A 17,218-nucleotide genomic window follows, 5' to 3' on the forward strand; every position below is an offset into this window, starting at 1 on the left:
ACAAGCCGCCGCCGAGGTCTTTTGATCCTTGGCAGGAAAGCGGGGCCTGCATACCCTGTTTTCCATCTAGGGAGGAGAACATTATGAAATCGACCGTGAAAGCCGCGCTTGCGGCTGCCGTGTCGCTGTGCGCCGTTCAGGCCGCGCAGGCCGACACCCTCAAGATGGCCTTCATCGACCCGCTGTCGGGTGCCATGGCCTCTTCGGGTGAACCCGCCTACCAGAGCTTCGTCCTGGCCGCCGAGCACATCAACGCCGACGGTGGCGTGAATGGCGACATGATCGAGATCCTGGGCCTGGACAACAAGATCAGCCCGAAGGAATCGCTGGTCCAGCTGCAGAAGGCGATCGACCAGGGCGCGCGCTATATCATCCAGGGCAACGGCTCTTCCGTGGCCTCGGCAATCATCGACGCGGTGAACAAGCACAACGCGCGGAACCCCGGTGAAGAGGTTGTATTCTTCAACTATGCTGCGGTCACGCCCGAGTTCACCAATGAGGCCTGCAGCTTCTGGCACTTCCGGTTCGATGCCCATACGGACATGAAGATGAACGGGATCACCGACTGGATCGCCTCGCGCGAGGACATCAAGAAGGTCTATCTGATCGGCCAGGACTACGTGCACGGCGAGGCCGTGGCCCATGCCGCCGAGACCCAGCTGGCCGAGAAGCGCCCGGATATCGAGATCGTCGGCAACGAGCTGCACCCGCTGGCGAAGGTGAAGGATTTCACCCCCTACGTGCAGAAGATCATCTCCTCCGGCGCCGATGCGGTGATCACCGGCAACTGGGGTCAGGACATGACCCTGCTGGTCAAGGCCGCCGCCGACGCGGGTCAGGAAATTCCATACCTGACTTTCTATGGCGGCTCGAACGGGGCCGTGGCGGCCCTGGGTGAGGGGGCGATCGATACGCTGTACCAGGTCTCCGAACTGGCGGCGAACATGGAGGACGTCCCGGAGGAACAGAACGCCCTGGTGGAAGAGTACAAGGAGCGGTTCCCCGACTATGACTACTACTACCACCGCGCCTTCGTGACGCTGGACATGTTTGACAAGGCGGCCGAGGAGGCCGGCAGCAACGATCCCATCGCCGTGGCCTATGCCCTGGAAGGGATGTCGGTCGAGGGCGGCTATGGCGCCGCCACCATGCGGGCCGAGGATCACCAGCTGCAACAGCCGCTCTACATCACCACCGTTGCGGCGGATGTCACCTATCCGGTCGACAACACCAACCTGGGCTGGCGCCTGGTCGAGGGTGGCGTGATTCCGGCTGACGCGGCGGAGACGCCCACCACCTGCGAAATGGAACGGCCCGACTAAGCCCTTCCCCACTGCAACCGCGATGTCACGGAGGGTCTGGCCAGTCGTGACATCGCCCATCCGCCGACGGACGGCGGGGTGGGACAAGACAGGACCTCTCTCATGGAAACTCTGGTCTTCGCGCTGCTCAACGGCGCGATCTACGGGCTTCTGCTCTTCATGCTGTCCAGCGGGCTCACGCTGATCTTCTCGATGATGGGCGTGCTGAACTTCGCCCATGCAAGCTTCTACATGCTGGGGGCCTACCTGGCCTTCACGATCACCGAGGGCACCTCCTTCTGGATCGCGCTGTTCCTGGCGCCGGTCCTGGTCGGCGGCGTCGGCATGCTGGTCGAACGCTATGGCCTGCGGAAGGTCCATGCTCAGGGGCATGTGGCGGAGCTGCTGTTCACCTTCGGCCTGGCCTATCTGATCGACGAGCTGGTGAAGATCTTCTGGGGGCGCACGGCGGTGAACTACCGCGTGCCCGAGATCCTGGATTTCCCGCTCTTCACCCTCTACGGGGCGCAATACCCGGCCTACCGGATCTTCATCCTCTTCGTTGCGGCCTTCATGCTGGTGGCGCTGTGGTATCTGCTGAAGAAGACCCGCGCGGGCCTGATCATCCAGGCGGCGCTGAGCCACCCGCACATGGTGGGCAGCCTGGGCCATAACGTGCCCCTGATCTTCATGACCGTCTTCGGCGCGGGCTGTGCCCTGGCCGGTCTGGCAGGGGTCATCGGCGGCAACTACTTCGTCACCGACCCGGCCATGGCCGTGCAGATGGGGCCCATCGTCTTCGTCGTCGTGGTGGTCGGCGGCCTGGGCAGCCTGGAGGGCGCCTTTGTCGCCGCCATGCTGATCGGCCTGCTGCAGACCTCGGCGATTTCCATCAATGCCTCGCTGGCCGACATCTTCGGCTTCATCGGCCTGGGGGCCGACACCGAACTGGGCGAGATCACCATCGCCTCCATGGCGCCAATGCTGCCCTTCCTGCTGCTGGTGCTGATCTTGATGATCCGCCCGCGCGGCCTCATGGGGGACCGTGAAGTATGACCGACATGACTGCATCCCACGCTGCTCTGGAACCCTCGCGCAGCGACAAGTTCCGCCAGCGGACCGTGCCTCTGATCCTCTTTGCCGTGGTCCTGCTGGTGATCCCGCTGTTCAACCCCTCGCGCAGCATGGTGACCCTGCTGAACCACATGGGCATCACCATCGTCTTCGCGCTGTCCTACAACATGCTGCTGGGCCGCGCCGGGCTGCTGTCCTTCGGCCATGCGGTCTACATGGGGCTGGGCGGTTACTTCGCGGTCCACGTGATGAACTGGATCGCGGAGGGCACCGGCATCTGGGGCTCGGTCCCGATGTTCTCCATGCCCGCCTTCGGCTTTGGCGCGGGCGCGCTGGCCGGGGCCGTGATCGGCTGGCCGTCGTGTCGCCGTGCGGGCACGCCCTTTGCAATGATCTCCCTCGGCGTGGCCGAGCTGGTGGCCGCCGCTGGCTTCATGTTCGACAGCCTGTTTGGCGGCGAGATGGGCATATCGGGCGACCGGATGAACGGGCCGGAACTGTTCGGCCTGTCGCTGGGTCCCGTGGACGAGGTCTACTGGTTCATCGCCTTCTGGACCTTCATCGGCGTGCTGGGCACCTATGCCTTCACCCGCACCCCCCTGGGCAAGCTGTCGGAGGCCACGCGCGACAATCCCGAACGGGTGGAATTCGTCGGCTACAGCCCGCAGCGCGTGCGCTACCTGGTGTTCATCTTCGCCGGCGCCTTCGCGGGCATGGCGGGTGGCATGTCGGCCGTGCAGGATGAGATCTTCACCCCGGAGAACCTGTCGCTGATCCCCTCGGGCGCGATCCTGATCGCCACCTACGTGGGCGGGATCCGCTATTTCACCGGGCCGATCATGGGCGCCATCGTGATGACCTACATGGGCAGCAACCTTTCCGACTACACCGCCGGCTGGCTGCTGTACCTGGGGCTGATGTTCGTCTGCGTGGTGATGTTCCTGCCCGACGGCATCGCCGGCATCGTCTACGGCACCGCCGACACGATCCGCCAGGGCCGCGCGGGCGAGATGTGGCGCACCTGGATGTTGCGCCTCGTGGGGCTGGCCCTGGTGGGCGCCGCGATCATCACCATCGTCGAGGTCGCCTTCCGCTGGTCCGATGGCTACGGCGAGGTGTTCGAACCCTTCGGCCTGCAACTGACCGTCGAGAACCCGCTGACCTGGGTGATCGGCATCCTGTCCCTGGTGCTGGGCATCCTCGCCCTGCGCCGCGCCGCGAAGGGAGGTGGCAAATGACCCTGGCCCTCGAACTCAAGGACCTGAGGAAAAGCTTCGGCCCCGCCAAGATCATCCAGGGGGTGAACCTGCAGATCGAGAAGGGCGAACGGCACGCGATCATCGGCCCCAACGGGGCGGGCAAGTCGACGCTGTTCAACCTGATCTCGGGGCGGTTCTTCCCGTCCTCGGGAGAGGTAAAGCTGAACGGCGAGGTGATCTCGGGCAAGCGCCCGTTCGAGATCAACCGGATGGGGCTGTCGCGGTCCTTCCAGGTGTCGAACATCTTCACCAACATGACCGTGCGGGAGAACGTGCGCTGCGGCGTCCTCTACTCCATGGGCTACGGCATGAGCTTCTGGCGCAATATCGGCAACCTGAAGGAGGTGTCGCAGAAGACGGCGCAGATCCTCGACGAGGTGGGGCTGCTGGACAAGGCGAACCTGCCTGCGGCCTCGCTTCCCTATGCCGATCAGCGCACGCTGGAGATCGCGATCACCATCGCCGGCGGGGCGGAGGTGATCCTGCTGGACGAACCGACCGCTGGCATGAGCCATTCGGAAACCGACCGTGCCGTGGCGCTGATCGAGAAGGCTAGCCAGGGCAAGACCCTGCTGATCGTCGAACACGACATGGGCGTGGTCTTCGGCATGGCCGACCGGATTTCCGTGCTGGTCTATGGCGAGATCATCGCCACCGGCACCCCGGAGGAAATCCGCGGCGATGCCAAGGTCCGCGAAGCATATCTGGGCGAGGATGCCCAGGCACTGGAGGGCGTGGCATGAGCCTGGACGCGAAACCCGAACCGATGCTGCAGCTGACGGATCTGCATGCCTACTACGGCAAGAGCCACGTGCTGAACGGCGTCAACCTGGAGATCATGCCGGGCGAGGTGATCGCCCTTCTCGGCCGCAACGGCGTGGGTCGGTCCACCACCGCAAAGGCGATCATGGGAGAGGTGGTGCCCGTCGGCTCCGTCCGGTTCAAGGGGCAGGAGATCGGCGGCATGGCCAATCACCGCATCGCCCGCCTTGGCCTGGGCTACGTGCCGGAAAGCCGGGACATCTTCCCGACCATGACGGTGCGCCAGAACCTGATGCTGGGGATCAAGAACATGCGCCGCCCCGGCAAGTGGACGATCGACCAGATGCTGGAGATGTTCCCCAACCTCGGCCGCCGCGCGGACAACGCTGCCGGGGTGCTGTCGGGGGGCGAAAAGCAGATGCTGACCATGTGTCGGACCCTGATGGGCGACCCGGAGCTGATCATCATCGACGAGCCGACAGAGGGGCTGGCCCCGCTGATCGTGCAACAGGTGGGCGAGATGATCGCCGAGATCGCCAAGGCGGGGGTGTCGATCCTGCTGGTGGAACAGAAGCTGTCCATCGCGCTGAAGATCGCCGACCGGGTCTATGTCATGGGCCATGGGGAGATCGTCTACGGCGGCACCCCCGCCGATTTCGCCACCCGCGACGACATCCGCAAGGAATGGCTGGAGGTGTGAAACCCCGAACCGCGCTGCGCGCGGCAAACCCTCCGGGGAGGGTTTGGGGGTTTCACGGGCGGAGCCCCTCCTGAACTGCGCTTCGCCCGGGCAATGCTCCGGGCGGGCGTTTGAGAAACCTGCGGGCGCGCCCTCTGTCGCGCCTAGTGCTCCGCGCCCGACAGCTTCATCAGCACGATCCCCGACAGGATCAGCAAGGCGGCTAGCAGGCGCAGGGGTGTCACCGCCTCGCCCATCCATAGCACGCCCACTGCAAAGGCGCCGATCGCGCCGATGCCGGTCCAGACCGTGTAGGCCGTGCCCAGGGGCAGGGACCGCATGGCCAGCGCCAGCAGGCTGAAGCTGGCGATCATGGTGACAAGGGTGATGATCGAGGGCACCAGCAGGGTGAAACCCGCAGACTTCTTCATGAAGCTGGCCCAGACGATTTCCAGGCAACCGGCGAGGGTGAGATAGAGCCAGGGCATGACCTGACCTCCGTTCCAGGGGCCGGGCCGTCCCGGGATGAGAACCAGGCGCCGGGTCGTCCCGACGCGCCCCGGGCCTAGCAACCGGGGCGGAGCCGGTCAATCGCCGCCCCGCGGCGCCCGGCCATGGCCGCCATGCAAAAAGGGGCGCCCGGCGGGACGCCCCTCTTGTCTGGCCCGAACGCGATGAATCAGGCGCTGACGCGCAGGTCCGGGTGCTGGTAGTCTCCCAGCGTCTTGCGCAGGGTCAGTTTCGACACCTTGCCGGTGGCGGTCATCGGCAAGCTGTCCAGCCAGATGATGTCGTCGGGCATCTGCCACTTGGCGAAATGTTCCGACAGCAGCTCGTGCAGGTCCTCCGCCGTGGGGCGGTCCTCGCCGGCGGCCACGGCGACCAGCACGGGGCGTTCGTCCCAACGGGGGTGCGGCACGCCGATGGCGGCACATTGCGCAATCGCCGGATGGGCGGTGGCCGCGTTTTCCAGGTCGATCGAGGAAATCCACTCGCCGCCTGACTTGATCAGGTCCTTCGCCCGGTCCTGGATCGACAGGAACCCGTCGGGATCGACCGAGGCCACGTCGCCGGTGGCGAACCAGCCGTCGGCATCATGGGACTTGGCCGAGGCCTCGGGGTTGCGGAAGTAGCCCGCGACCACGGCATTGCCGCGCACGTAGAGCTCACCCACGGCCTCGCCATCCTGGGGCAGGACCTTGCCGTCCTCGTCGACGATCTTCAGGTCGACGCCGTAGCAGCGCCGGCCCTGCTTGGTCTTGGCGTCGATGCGCTCCTCGAAGGGCAGTTCCTCCATCCAGGCGGGCAGGCAGCCGTGGGTGCCGATGGGCGACATCTCGGTCATGCCCCAGGCATGGCCAACCTTCACGCCGCGGGTCTCGAAGGCCTCGATCATCGAGCGTGGCGCGGCGGAGCCACCGATCACCACGTCGCCGAAGCCTTCGGGGATGCGGCCCTGGGCCTCGATCTCTCCCAGCAGGCCCATCCAGACGGTGGGCACGCCCCAAGCGGAATAGACCTTTTCCTGGTCCATCAGCTTGAACAGGCTCGGCCCGTCCAGCGCGGGGCCTGGCATCACCAGAGAGGCGCCGATCATCGGCGCGACATAAGGAAGGCCCCAGGCGTTCACGTGGAACAGCGGCACCACGGGCAGGATCGGCTTGCCCTCCTCGAAGCTGCGCTCCTGGCTGACCACCAGGGTCAGGGCATGCAGCACGGAGGAGCGGTTGGAATAGAGCGCGCCCTTCGGATGGCCCGTCGTGCCGGAGGTGTAGCACAACCCGCAGGCGGTGTTCTCGTCCAGCTCGGGCCAGGCGATCGCCTCCTCTTCGCCCTCCAGCAGCTCCTCGTAGCAGAGCGCGTCGAAGGGGGTGTCGGGCATATGCGCCCGGTCGGTCATGATGACGAAGGTCAGGTCGTCGGGGAGGTGCTCGGCCACGGCGGCGATCACCGGCACGAAGGTTGTGTCGAGGAACAGCAGTTTGTCCTCGGCGTGGTTGACGATGTAGATTAGCTGCTCGGCCGAGAGGCGGGGGTTAATCGTGTGACAGATCGCGCCGATGCCGCCCACGGCGTAGTAGAGCTCGAAATGGCGGTAGCCGTTCCAGGCCAGGGTCGCCACGCGGTCGCCGATCTGCACGCCCCGGCGGCGCAGCCCGTGCGCCAGCTGCGCGATGCGGGCGCCGGCCTCGGGGTAGGTGTAGGAATGGATGTCCCCCTCGGTCCGGACCGAGGTGATGCCCGCCTTGCGGTGCGCGTTCATGCCGTATTCAAGAATATTCGACACCAGCAGCGGCCGGTGCATCATCATGCCTTCCATGGCGGTTCTCCTCCCAGAACTATCTGGGAGAAATGTAACCTCGCGCCGGGGCGCCCCCAAGGGCGACGCAGCGTCTGCGGAATATTTTTCCGTTTTAATTCCGCCCGTCGGAAATGCCGGGCGGTTTGCTGCGTTGCGGCGCCGGTTTTCGGTGAATCTCCGCGCATTCCGTAGCGTTTTCAATGCCATATCCGGGCGCCTGGCCTAGTCTTGCGGCAGAAGCCCCGCGCGGGAGACGCGAGGCGCGAATCGCAAGGGAGGCGCGACGTGAAAGCCATCGTCTGTCATGAATTCGGACCGTTGGACGACCTGGCCTGGGAGGAGGTCGCCGACCCGCGGCCCGGCCCCGGCGAGGTGCTGATCCGCACCGAGGCGGCGGGGGTGAACTACCCCGACGGCCTGCTGGTCCAGGGCCTCTACCAGGTGAAGCCCGAGCGCCCCTTTTCCCCGGGGATGGAGGTCGCGGGAGAGATCGAGAGCGTCGGCGAGGGCGTCACCGGCCTGGCGCCGGGCGACCGGGTGCTGGCGGCGGTGCAGATGGGCGGCTACGCGGAAAAGGCGGTTTGCCCCGCCGCGCGCTGCATGCCCCTGCCCGAGGGGATGGACGCGGCGGAGGCCTGCGCCCTGCTGGTGGCCTATGGCACCTCGCACCATGCGCTGAAACAGCGCGGGGCGCTGGCGGCGGGGGACTGGCTGGTGGTCTTCGGCGCGGCCGGCGCCACCGGGATCGCGGCGGTGCAGATCGGCAAGGTCATGGGCGCAAAGGTGATCGCCGTCTGCTCCACCGAGGAAAAGCGTGCCATCGCGCTGGAGAACGGGGCCGACCACGCCATCGGCTATGACGATCTGAAGGCTGAGGTGAAGGCGCTGACCGACGGCCATGGCGCCGATGTGGTCTACGATCCAGTCGGTGGCGCTGCTTTCGACGCGGCTGCGCGGTTCATGGCGCGCAACGGGCGGCTGCTGGTGATCGGCTTTGCCAGTGGCGAGATCCCGCAGTTCCCGGTGAACCTGGCGCTGGTGAAGGAATATGCGGTGGTCGGCGTCTTCTGGGGCAACTGGACCCGGGCCGAGCCGGAGGCCTATCGCGCCAATATGGCCGAGTTGCTGGAGTGGTATGCCGAAGGCCGGGTAAAACCGCTGATCGAGGGGCGTTACCCGATGGCCGATGCGGCAAGCGTGCTGAGCCGGGTGCTGGGCCGCGGCGCCACGGGAAAGATCGCGCTGGTGCCCTGAAAGGGGGCGCGGGGGGATCGGCCTGGCGGCCGATGCCTCCGGCGGGAGTATTTTGGGCAATCGGATAAGAGCAGGGTCACGCGGGACGCGCGTTTATGAAACAGTCGCGAGACAGGCGCCTGGTGCCGGGCGCAGCGCGCTCAGTACCCCGTGCGGCTGACCATGCGGGACAGGTCGACCAGTTTCGGGCCCAGTTCATGCTCCAGCCGGTCGCGGGTCAACGAGAAGGCGTAGCCGCCCAGGTTGAAGGCCAGCATCGGCGTGTCGGGCTGGGGTGAGCGGTAGGGGACCGAAACCGCGTGCACGTCGCGCTGCCATTCGCCGAAGTTGGCGTAGAAGCCCTTGCGGGCGATCTGGTCCTGGGCGTCCTCGATGCCGCGCAGCACCTCGGTCAGCTTGTCGCCCTCGTAGCGGTCGCGGATGCGGTCGAGAATCTCGGCCCGTTCGGCCTCGTGGGTGCCCGCGATATAAGCCCGGCCCATGGCCGAGCGCGCCAGAGAGATGCGCGAGCCGACGTTGAGTTGCAGCGAGATCACCCCTTCGGAGCGCGCCGCGGCGATATAGGTGACCGCCATGTCGTCGCGCCCGCCCAGGGCTACAAGCACCCCGTCACCGCAATCATCGGCCAGTTTCTGCATGTAGACCTGCGCCGTTTCGCGCACCTGCATGCCAGCCAGGCAGGCATAGCCCAGCGACAGCACCGGCAGGCCCATGCGGTAGCGGCCCGTGCCCTCGTCATAGACCAGGTAGCCGGATTTCAGCAGGGTGAAGGTCAGCCGCGACACGGTGGAATTGGGCAAGCCGGTGCGTTCGGCCAGTTCGGAATTGCCCAGCCCCGCCTTGTCCGCCGGGCGGAAGGCCTTGAGAATTTCCAGACCCCGGTAGAGCGCCGTTACGAACTGGCGGTCGCCATCGCCCTTCTCTGCCTCGGTCCCCGTCTCGCTTACCCGTTTCCGCATGTACTCATATCCCCGATGCGCGTCTCGACGCAGCTACAAAGCGGCAGCCGGAGGGTCAAGGCACCCCGCCTGCCGCATGGTCACGTGACCGGCGCGCTGTCCCGGCGCGCCTCTTTTTCCGCCAGTTCCCGCCACAGCACCTTGCCGGATGCGGACTTCGGCAGGCTGTCCACGAAATCCACGGATTTCGGGCATTTATAGGCCGCCATCTGGCTCCGGCACCAGTCGATCACCCGGGCTTCGCTGAGGTTCTCGGCGCCCGCCCGTGGCACGGCCAGGGCCTTCACCGTCTCGCCACGGCGCGGATCGGGCGTGCCGATGATGCAGACCTCGGCCAGGTCCGGGTGGCCGTGCATCAGGGCCTCGACCTCCGCCGGCCAGACCTTGAAGCCCGAGGCGTTGATCATCCGTTTCACCCGGTCGACCATGAAGAAGTAGCCCTCTTCGTCATGATAGCCCAGATCGCCTGTGCGGAAGAAGCGTTTGCCGTCCCGCTCGATGAAGGCCGCCGCGGTCTCTTCGGGGCGGTTCCAGTAGCCGCGGAAGACCTGCGGCGCATGAGTGATGATCTCGCCCGTTTCGCCGGGGGGCAGTTCCTCCAGCGTGTCGGGGTCGATCACCCGGCTGTCGACGCCCATCACCGGGATCCCCAGGCATTGTCGTTTCGGCCGGTGGGTGGGATTGATGTGGGTGCCGGCCATGGTTTCCGACAACCCGTAGCCCTCGATATAGTCGAGCCCGGTCAGCGCGTGCAGCTTCGCCGCCACCGCCTCGGGCATGGCCGCGCCGCCGCCGCCTATGCCGCGCAGAGAGGTCAGGTCGTAGTCCGAGAGGTTCGGCACCTGCAACAGGTCGATAGCCATGGTCGCGATCGAGCGCCAGCGGGTCACCCGGTGTCGGTCGATCAGAGCACAGGCGGCCTCGCGGTCCCAGCGGGACATCAGCACGATCTCCTGGCCGTTCAGGATCGGGATCGACATGCCGTTCTGCATCCCCGTCACATGGAACAGCGGCAGGGTGGTCAGATGCACCTCGTCCTCTTCCTCGGATGGGTTCCAGGCGGCGCCGCCGTGGATCGTGGCCTGAACCGAGGCATGGGTATGCACGCAGCCCTTGGGGTGGCCGGTGGTGCCCGAGGAATAGGGGATCACCGCCAGATCCTCGGCCCCGGCGGTGATCGGCCCGGGGGCGTGACCGGCGGCCAGGGCCGCGCGGAAGGGCAGGGTGCCGGGGCCGCGCGCGCGCGTGTCGCTGTGCCCGCACAGCGTGTCGTGCAGGGGGATGTCGTGGTCGGGTTCGGCCATATCGGCATAGGCGGCGGCCAGGATGTGATCCAGCAGCCCGGCTTCGGCCAGGGGCTGCACATGGGCCAGCAGTTCAGTGCCGCAGATCGCCACCCGGGCGCCGGTGTCGCGGGCCAGGTGTTCCAGCTCGGCCTGGCGGTTCATCGGGTTCACCGGGATCACGGCGGCATCGGCGCGCAGGGTGGCGTAGTAGGCGATGACGTATTGCGGCGCGTTCTGCATGTAGAGCAGGACACGGTCGCCTTTCACCACCCCATGGGCCTGAAGCCAGCCGGCCAGGCGTTGGACGGCGTCGTTCAGCTCGGCATAGCTCAGGCCGTGGCCGTGGTAGCTCAGCGCGGTCTGATCGGGCACGCGGGCGGCAGATCGTTCCAGGTTCAGGGCCACCGACTCCTGCGGCAGCGGGAAATCCATCGGCAGATCGGGAGGCCAGTGGGCGTGGTGGCGCGTCGTCATACCTTCATCCCCGGCAGGTTCAGCGAGGCGGTATTGCCGCCATCCACCGGCAGGGCCTGCCCGGTGATGAAGGAGGCGTCGTCGGAGGCGAGGAAGGCGATGGCCGCCGCAATCTCTTCGGGGTGGCCATAGCGGCGCAGCTCGGCCCGGGCGCCGAGGCGGTCTTCCTTGCCGTGCTCGCGGGCGTAGTCGAAGACGGGGGCGGTCATGCCGGTTTCGATCAGCCCGGGGCAGACGGCGTTGACGCGCACCCCGTACTGGCCCAGGTCACAGGCCGCCGTCATGGTCAGCGAGATCACCCCGGCCTTGGAGGCGGAGTAGGCATTGCCCCCGGCGCCGGATCGGATCCCCGCCACCGAGGCGGTGTTGACCACGGCGCCGGTGCCCTGCGCCTGCATAACCTTGCCCACATGCTTCAGCATCATCGCCGCACCGATCAGGTTGACCCCCAGGGTGCGTTCCCAGGTGGCCTTGTCCGTCTCGGTGATGGGCGAGCGATCGCAGATGATGCCGGCGTTGTTGGCCAGCGCGTCGATGCGGCCGAAGTGGGCCTGGGCAAAGGCCACGGCCTCGGCCACCTGGGCCTCGTCCGAGACATCGCAAGTGCGGGTCAGGTGGTCGCCTTCGGGGGTAGCTGCCTCAAGGGCTTCGGCGTTGCGGTCCAGCAGCAGGACACGGGCACCTTCCTCGGCCAGGCGTGCGGCGGTGGCGCGCCCAATGCCCGAGGCGGCCCCGGTGACGATGGCATATTTGCCGTCAAAACGTGTGATCGCGGGCATGGCTCAGAAGACCTCCTCTGCCGTCTTCACCGCGTCCCAGTAGGGCACGCGCAGCTCTCGCTTCAGGATCTTGCCGATCTCGGAGCGGGGCAGGTGGTCGCGGAATTCGACCTCGGAAATGCGTTGCAGCTTGCCAAGGCGGGCGTTGGCCCAGGTGCGGATTTCTTCCGGATCGAGGCTACCCTCGGGCACCACCAGGGCCAGGGGCGTTTCGCCCCAGTCCTCGGACGGCACGGCGATCACCGCCACATCGGCCACCGCCGGGTGGTGGCGCAACACGGCCTCCAGATCGGCGGCATAGACGTTGAAGCCGCCGGAAATGATCATGTCCTTGCGGCGGTCCATCAGGTGCAGGAAGCCGTCCTCGTCGATCCGGCCCATGTCGCCGGTGCGGATGAAATCGCGGCCCTCGGCGTCGCGCCACAGCAGTTCGGCGGTCTTGTCAGGCAGGTTCAGGTAGCCCGGCGTCATGGAACCCGAACGGCCCACGATCTCACCGAAATCGCCGGGGGGCAGCTCGCGGCCCTCTTCGTCGATGATCTTGACCTCGTTGCCGTCGGGGACGATCCCGGCGGTGTCCCATTTGTCGGGGTGCGCGGCGCAATCCAGCACCGTGGTCACGCCGCCCTCGGTCATGCCGTAGAATTCCACCAGGTTGCCGGGCCAGCGGGTCATCACCTGCTTGATCAGCACGCCGGGCAGGGGGGCGGAGGTGGAGAATTTGCACTGGAAGGCCGACAGGTCGAAGTCGTCGAACTGCTCTTCCTTCATCAGGCGCATGTACTGGACCGGGACCAGCATGGCGTGGGTGGCGCGGTGGCGCGCCGCCAGATCGAGGAAGCCCAGCGTGTCGAACTTGGCCATGGACACCACGTGCCCGCCGCCCACCAGGCCTGACAGGACGGCGACCAGGGTGGTGTTGGAATAAAGTGGGGTCGACATGATCTGCACCGCCTCGGTGTCCAGCCCGAAGACGGTGAAACGCCCGAACTGCCGCGACCGGAAGCTATGGTCGTGCTGGATGCCCTTGGGGGTGCCGGTGGTGCCCGAGGAATAGATGATGTCGAACAGATCGTCCGGGGTCACGTCGCGGGGCGCGGCCTCGGGGCCCTCGGCCCAGGTAGCCAGATCCTCCAGCGCCACGACCTCGGCGCCCAGGGTGGCGGCCCGGCCTGCCTGGGGGGCCGAGGCAAAGAGCAGCTCCGCCTCGCAATCGGCACGCATCTTCGCCAGCGCCTCGTCCGAGGCAGAGAAGGGCAGCGGCACCATGCAGGCCCCCGCCGACAGGACGCCCGCATAAAGCGCCAGGTGCGCGACGGAGTTCTCCGACAGCGAGGCGACGCGATGACCCGGCCCTATGCCGTGCTCGGCCAGCCGCCCGGCGATCCGCGCGGCCAGCGCGGCGAAGTCGGCCCAACTCATCGTGCCGGTCTCGTCGGTCACCGCCGGGCGGTCGCCCAGGCGGGCGCCGTTCTCCGCGATCACCTTGCCGAAGGTCACGAATATCTCGTCCGGTACCTGCGCCGCGCGCAGCCGGACCTCTGTCATGTCGGTCATGATGGACCCCTCCTCCCCAGGAGTTCTCCTCTGATCCATGGAGACTGGCACGGGGTCAGCGCGCGCGTCAATATCCCGCATATCGGAAAAGTATTCCGCAACTTGACGGGCGGGGGCGGGCCGGGCATCAAGGAGGGCAAGAGTGGAGGAGACAAAGATGTACGATCATTTCCCGATTTCCGATCGGGCGAAAGAGCTGCGCGAGCAGCTTATCGCCTTCATGGACGCGCATATCTTCCCGGCGGAGGCGACCTATGCCGCGCAGGTGGCCGAGGGCGACCGCTGGCAGCCGGTGCCGATCATGGAAGAGCTGAAGGAGAAGGCGCGCGCGGCGGGGCTGTGGAACATGTTCCTGCCGCACTCGAAGCCGGGCTATGAGGGGATGGGCCTGACCAATGTGGAATACGGCACGCTCTGCGAGTTGATGGGCCGCTCGGCCATCGGGTCGGAACCCTTCAACTGCTCGGCGCCCGATACCGGCAACATGGAAACGATCTTTGCCTATGGCACCGATGCGCATCGCGAGAAGTGGCTGAAGCCGCTGATGGCCGGCGAGATCCGTTCGTGCTTTTCCATGACCGAGCCTGATGTGGCCAGTTCGGACGCCACCAACATCGAGACCCGGATCGAGCGCGACGGCGATCACTACGTGATCAACGGGCGCAAGTGGTGGTCTTCGGGCGGGAACGACCCGCGCTGCAAGATCGCCATCGTCATGGGCAAGACCGATCCCGGGGCCGAAAAGCACCGGCAGCAGAGCATGATCCTGGTGCCGCTGGACACGCCCGGCGTGAAGGTCGTGCGCCCGCTGGAGGTGATCGGCTATGATCACGCGCCGCACGGCCATGCGGAGATCCACTACGAGAACGTGCGCGTGCCGGTCGAGAACATCCTGCTGGGCGAGGGCCGCGGCTTCGAGATCGCCCAGGGCCGGCTTGGACCGGGGCGGATCCATCACTGCATGCGCTCCATCGGGCAGGCGGAACGGGCGCTGCAGTCGATCTGCGAACGCGGCATGGCGCGCACCGCCTTCGGCAAGCCGATTGCCGAGATGGGGGTGACCAAGCACTGGATCGCCGAGAGCCGCTGCGAGATCGAACAGGCCCGCCTGCTGACGCTGCACGCGGCCTACATGATGGACACCGTGGGCAACAAGGCGGCTCGCAAGGAGATCGCCATGATCAAGGTCGTGGGCGCGAACATGGTGCAGCGCGTCGTGGATCGCGCCATCCAGGTGCACGGCGCCCAGGGGGTGAGCCAGGACACCTTCCTGGCGGCCGCCTTCGCAAATGCGCGCACCATGCGCCTGGTCGACGGCCCCGATGAGGTGCACCGCGAGACCATCGCCAAGCTGGAGCTGAAGCAGTACCGCAACTGAGCGCCCGGCCCGGATGGGGGTGGGGGCTCTGCCCCCGTCGCGCGGGGCGCGACTCCCCCGGAGTATTTCGGACGACGTGAAGCAGGGGGCGGGGCGCGCAAGGCCGGGGCGCGCGCCCTTTGACGCAGGGGCGGGGCGGCCTCTGGCCAAAGGAGGGCACGCCGGGACCGGGACGGGGCGGTTTTGCGCGCGTTAGCGTTCTCATCTCCGTGCCGGGCGGAAAAGCCGTTTTTCCCTTGCGGGGGATGTGGAATAACGCTGGCGAAGCCCAAGGAGTTTTCCATGCCCGCCATTGATCCCGCCCGCCTTCCCGCCGACCTTTTCCCCGTCATCGATGCGCTCTGCGCCACCGGCGCCGCCGTCGCGCGCATTGTCGCGCGTGGACCCCTGGGCCAAGCCCTGGGCGCGGGCGTGGGGGAGAACAGCGACGGCGACCAGCAGAAGGCGCTGGACGTGCTGGCCGATGAGATGTTCGAGGCGGCGCTGCGCGAGGCCGGGGTGAAATACTATGCCTCCGAGGAGCAGGAAGAGGTGCTGAGCCTCAACGCCTCCGGGCGCTACGCCGTGGCCGCCGATCCCTTGGATGGCTCGTCCAACATCGACGTCAACGTGACCATCGGCACCATTTTTTCGGTCTTCGAGGCGAAGGAGGACGCGAACGAGAGCTTCCTGCGGCCTGCGTCGGAGCAAGTGGCGGCGGGCTACATCGCCTATGGGCCGCAATGCCTGCTGGCGCTGACATGGGGTGAGGGCACCCTGCTTTACGTGCTGGATCCCGAAACCGGCGCCTTTGCCCTGGCCGACGAGAAGATGGCTCTGCCCAAGGCTGCGAAGGAGTTCTCGATCAACAGCTCCAACCGCCGCCACTGGACGGCGCCGGTGCGCGCCTATGTCGAGGAGAACGAGGCGGGCAAGACCGGTGCCAAGGGCAAGGACATGAACTTCCGCTGGGTCGGGTCCCTGGTGGCGGAAACGCACCGCATCCTGACCCGGGGCGGCACCTTCCTCTACCCGTCTGACGCGCGCCCGGGCTATGAAAACGGCCGGTTGCGCATGGTCTACGAGGTGGCGCCCATGGCCTTCCTTGTCGAACAGGCGGGCGGGCTGGCCACCGATGGTGTGGCTCCGATCCTGTCGCTGACGGCCGAACAGCTGCACGAGCGCCGCCCCTTCGTCTTCGGCTCTGCCGAAGAGGTGGAGCGCATCGCGGCGTTGCACGGCTGAGCCGCGGCGCAGGCGAAGGCGCCCCGCTCGCCCCCGGCGCCGCGCCCCTCCCATACGTTGGCCGGAAATACTCTGGGGGGAATTGAGCCCGGCACGGGCTCAAGGGGGGCAAGGCCCCCACGCCCTTTGGCTTCCCATACGGCTCGGGCGGCGCTATAGGGGCGCCAGACCCAGCAGGAGGCCCGCCCCATGTCCCTTGATCGCACCCTGAAGATCGCGCCCTCGATCCTTTCTGCCGATTTCGCCAACTTCGGCGCCGAGATCGAGGCGGTGGAGGCGCAGGGTGCCGACTGGATCCATGTTGATGTGATGGACGGGCATTTCGTGCCCAACCTGACCTTCGGCCCGCCGCTGGTGAAGGCGATCCGCAAGCACATCAAGACGGTCATGGACGTGCACCTGATGATTGCCCCCGTCGATCCCTACATCGACGCCTTCGTCGACGCCGGCGCCGATGTGCTGACCGCGCATCTGGAGGCCGGGCCGCATATCCACCGCACCCTGCAGGCCATCCGTGGCGCGGGCTGCAAGGCGGGTCTGGCGCTGAACCCCGGCACGCCCATCGACGCGGTGGAACACCTGCTGGACATGATCGACCTGATCTGCGTGATGACCGTGAACCCCGGCTTCGGCGGGCAGAAGTTCATCCATTCCCAGATCGCCAAGGTCGAGAAACTGCGCGCCATGATCGGTGACCGTCCCATCCATATCGAGATCGACGGCGGCATCACCCCCGAAACCGCCCCGCTGATGCGCGCGGCGGGCGCCGACGTGCTGGTGGCAGGCTCAGCCGTCTTCAAGGGCGGTTCGGTCGCGGACCCCGCGCCCTATGGCGCCAACATCCGCGCGATCCGCACCAGTTGCGACACGTTGGTCTGAGCGGTCTGAACCGACGACAAGGGCGCCCGGGAGGCGCCCTTTTGCTTGGGG

Annotated in this window: 15 protein-coding genes; 9 read left to right on the forward strand and 6 right to left on the reverse strand. The window is 66.8% G+C overall.

Features of this window, described 5'->3' with window-relative positions; all coding sequences use genetic code 11:
• Window positions 1-83 precede the first annotated feature (83 nt).
• The 5 genes from LC066_RS08245 to LC066_RS08265 all read left to right on the forward strand — a co-directional run bounded on the left by LC066_RS08245 (window position 84) and on the right by LC066_RS08265 (window position 5,096).
• Entirely contained in the window at window positions 84-1,322 is a 1,239-nt protein-coding gene (locus LC066_RS08245) for a branched-chain amino acid ABC transporter substrate-binding protein (protein ID WP_222477452.1), read from the forward strand.
• A 102-nt stretch (window positions 1,323-1,424) separates the two neighbouring features.
• Window positions 1,425-2,357, forward strand: a complete 933-nt coding sequence (locus tag LC066_RS08250; RefSeq protein ID WP_224897879.1) for a branched-chain amino acid ABC transporter permease — start codon at window positions 1,425-1,427, stop codon at window positions 2,355-2,357.
• Between the two features lie 5 nt (window positions 2,358-2,362).
• Window positions 2,363-3,613 carry a branched-chain amino acid ABC transporter permease gene (locus LC066_RS08255; RefSeq protein ID WP_224897881.1) on the forward strand — a complete coding sequence of 417 codons (1,251 nt, stop codon included), beginning with the start codon at window positions 2,363-2,365 and terminating at the stop codon, window positions 3,611-3,613.
• Window positions 3,610-4,377, forward strand: a complete 768-nt coding sequence (locus tag LC066_RS08260) for an ABC transporter ATP-binding protein (RefSeq protein ID WP_085889063.1) — start codon at window positions 3,610-3,612, stop codon at window positions 4,375-4,377. Before LC066_RS08255 ends, LC066_RS08260 begins: the two co-directional genes overlap by 4 nt.
• On the forward strand, window positions 4,374-5,096 hold the full coding sequence (locus tag LC066_RS08265; RefSeq protein ID WP_224897883.1) for an ABC transporter ATP-binding protein: 723 nt from the start codon (window positions 4,374-4,376) through the stop codon (window positions 5,094-5,096). The genes LC066_RS08260 and LC066_RS08265 overlap by 4 nt, the downstream gene beginning before the upstream one ends.
• 143 nt (window positions 5,097-5,239) lie before the next feature.
• Here the strand turns inward: LC066_RS08265 and LC066_RS08270 are convergent, their stop codons facing one another.
• The gene (locus LC066_RS08270) at window positions 5,240-5,563 is read right to left on the reverse strand and encodes a DMT family transporter (protein WP_224897885.1); all 324 of its coding nucleotides are present in this window, start codon (window positions 5,561-5,563) and stop codon (window positions 5,240-5,242) included.
• A 191-nt stretch (window positions 5,564-5,754) separates the two neighbouring features.
• Complete coding sequence (locus tag LC066_RS08275) at window positions 5,755-7,395, reverse strand: long-chain fatty acid--CoA ligase (RefSeq protein WP_224897887.1); 1,641 nt, start codon at window positions 7,393-7,395, stop codon at window positions 5,755-5,757.
• A 267-nt stretch (window positions 7,396-7,662) separates the two neighbouring features.
• On the opposite strand from LC066_RS08275, the gene LC066_RS08280 reads away from it, so the two are divergent.
• Window positions 7,663-8,631, forward strand: a complete 969-nt coding sequence (locus LC066_RS08280; RefSeq protein ID WP_224897889.1) for an NADPH:quinone oxidoreductase family protein — start codon at window positions 7,663-7,665, stop codon at window positions 8,629-8,631.
• 140 nt (window positions 8,632-8,771) lie between these two features.
• Here LC066_RS08280 and LC066_RS08285 read toward each other — a convergent pair whose 3' ends face one another.
• The 4 genes from LC066_RS08285 to LC066_RS08300 all read right to left on the reverse strand — a co-directional run bounded on the left by LC066_RS08285 (window position 8,772) and on the right by LC066_RS08300 (window position 13,686).
• Window positions 8,772-9,590: an IclR family transcriptional regulator gene (locus LC066_RS08285; protein WP_222477462.1), complete on the reverse strand. Its 819-nt coding sequence runs from the start codon at window positions 9,588-9,590 to the stop codon at window positions 8,772-8,774.
• 80 nt (window positions 9,591-9,670) lie between these two features.
• The gene (locus LC066_RS08290; protein ID WP_224897891.1) at window positions 9,671-11,350 is read right to left on the reverse strand and encodes a long-chain-fatty-acid--CoA ligase; all 1,680 of its coding nucleotides are present in this window, start codon (window positions 11,348-11,350) and stop codon (window positions 9,671-9,673) included.
• A complete protein-coding gene (locus LC066_RS08295) occupies window positions 11,347-12,129 on the reverse strand; it encodes an SDR family NAD(P)-dependent oxidoreductase (protein WP_224897893.1) in 783 nt (260 codons plus the stop codon). Before LC066_RS08295 ends, LC066_RS08290 begins: the two co-directional genes overlap by 4 nt.
• A 3-nt stretch (window positions 12,130-12,132) precedes the next feature.
• Complete coding sequence (locus tag LC066_RS08300; protein WP_224897895.1) at window positions 12,133-13,686, reverse strand: class I adenylate-forming enzyme family protein; 1,554 nt, start codon at window positions 13,684-13,686, stop codon at window positions 12,133-12,135.
• Window positions 13,687-13,843: 157 nt separating this feature from the next.
• On the opposite strand from LC066_RS08300, the gene LC066_RS08305 reads away from it, so the two are divergent.
• The 3 genes from LC066_RS08305 (at window position 13,844) to rpe (ending at window position 17,167) form a co-directional block, all read left to right on the forward strand.
• Window positions 13,844-15,064: an acyl-CoA dehydrogenase family protein gene (locus tag LC066_RS08305; protein WP_224897897.1), complete on the forward strand. Its 1,221-nt coding sequence runs from the start codon at window positions 13,844-13,846 to the stop codon at window positions 15,062-15,064.
• Between the two features lie 282 nt (window positions 15,065-15,346).
• Window positions 15,347-16,288 carry a class 1 fructose-bisphosphatase gene (locus LC066_RS08310; protein WP_224897898.1) on the forward strand — a complete coding sequence of 314 codons (942 nt, stop codon included), beginning with the start codon at window positions 15,347-15,349 and terminating at the stop codon, window positions 16,286-16,288.
• A 189-nt stretch (window positions 16,289-16,477) separates the two neighbouring features.
• On the forward strand, window positions 16,478-17,167 hold the full coding sequence (gene rpe, locus LC066_RS08315; RefSeq protein WP_224897900.1) for a ribulose-phosphate 3-epimerase: 690 nt from the start codon (window positions 16,478-16,480) through the stop codon (window positions 17,165-17,167).
• Window positions 17,168-17,218: the final 51 nt, after the last annotated feature.

Source organism: Pseudooceanicola marinus (assembly GCF_020177265.1).
Lineage (GTDB): Bacteria > Pseudomonadota > Alphaproteobacteria > Rhodobacterales > Rhodobacteraceae > Pseudooceanicola > Pseudooceanicola marinus_A.

Coding starts and splice junctions, on each gene's coding strand:
- LC066_RS08265 (WP_224897883.1), top strand. CDS start 4,374: ATGAGCCTGGACGCGAAACCCGAACCGATGCTGCAGCTGACGGATCTG.
- LC066_RS08270 (WP_224897885.1), bottom strand. CDS start 5,563: ATGCCCTGGCTCTATCTCACCCTCGCCGGTTGCCTGGAAATCGTCTGG.
- LC066_RS08285 (WP_222477462.1), bottom strand. CDS start 9,590: ATGCGGAAACGGGTAAGCGAGACGGGGACCGAGGCAGAGAAGGGCGAT.
- LC066_RS08275 (WP_224897887.1), bottom strand. CDS start 7,395: ATGGAAGGCATGATGATGCACCGGCCGCTGCTGGTGTCGAATATTCTT.
- LC066_RS08250 (WP_224897879.1), top strand. CDS start 1,425: ATGGAAACTCTGGTCTTCGCGCTGCTCAACGGCGCGATCTACGGGCTT.
- LC066_RS08305 (WP_224897897.1), top strand. CDS start 13,844: ATGTACGATCATTTCCCGATTTCCGATCGGGCGAAAGAGCTGCGCGAG.
- LC066_RS08255 (WP_224897881.1), top strand. CDS start 2,363: ATGACTGCATCCCACGCTGCTCTGGAACCCTCGCGCAGCGACAAGTTC.
- LC066_RS08245 (WP_222477452.1), top strand. CDS start 84: ATGAAATCGACCGTGAAAGCCGCGCTTGCGGCTGCCGTGTCGCTGTGC.
- LC066_RS08310 (WP_224897898.1), top strand. CDS start 15,347: ATGCCCGCCATTGATCCCGCCCGCCTTCCCGCCGACCTTTTCCCCGTC.
- LC066_RS08260 (WP_085889063.1), top strand. CDS start 3,610: ATGACCCTGGCCCTCGAACTCAAGGACCTGAGGAAAAGCTTCGGCCCC.
- rpe (WP_224897900.1), top strand. CDS start 16,478: ATGTCCCTTGATCGCACCCTGAAGATCGCGCCCTCGATCCTTTCTGCC.
- LC066_RS08290 (WP_224897891.1), bottom strand. CDS start 11,350: ATGACGACGCGCCACCACGCCCACTGGCCTCCCGATCTGCCGATGGAT.
- LC066_RS08295 (WP_224897893.1), bottom strand. CDS start 12,129: ATGCCCGCGATCACACGTTTTGACGGCAAATATGCCATCGTCACCGGG.
- LC066_RS08300 (WP_224897895.1), bottom strand. CDS start 13,686: ATGACCGACATGACAGAGGTCCGGCTGCGCGCGGCGCAGGTACCGGAC.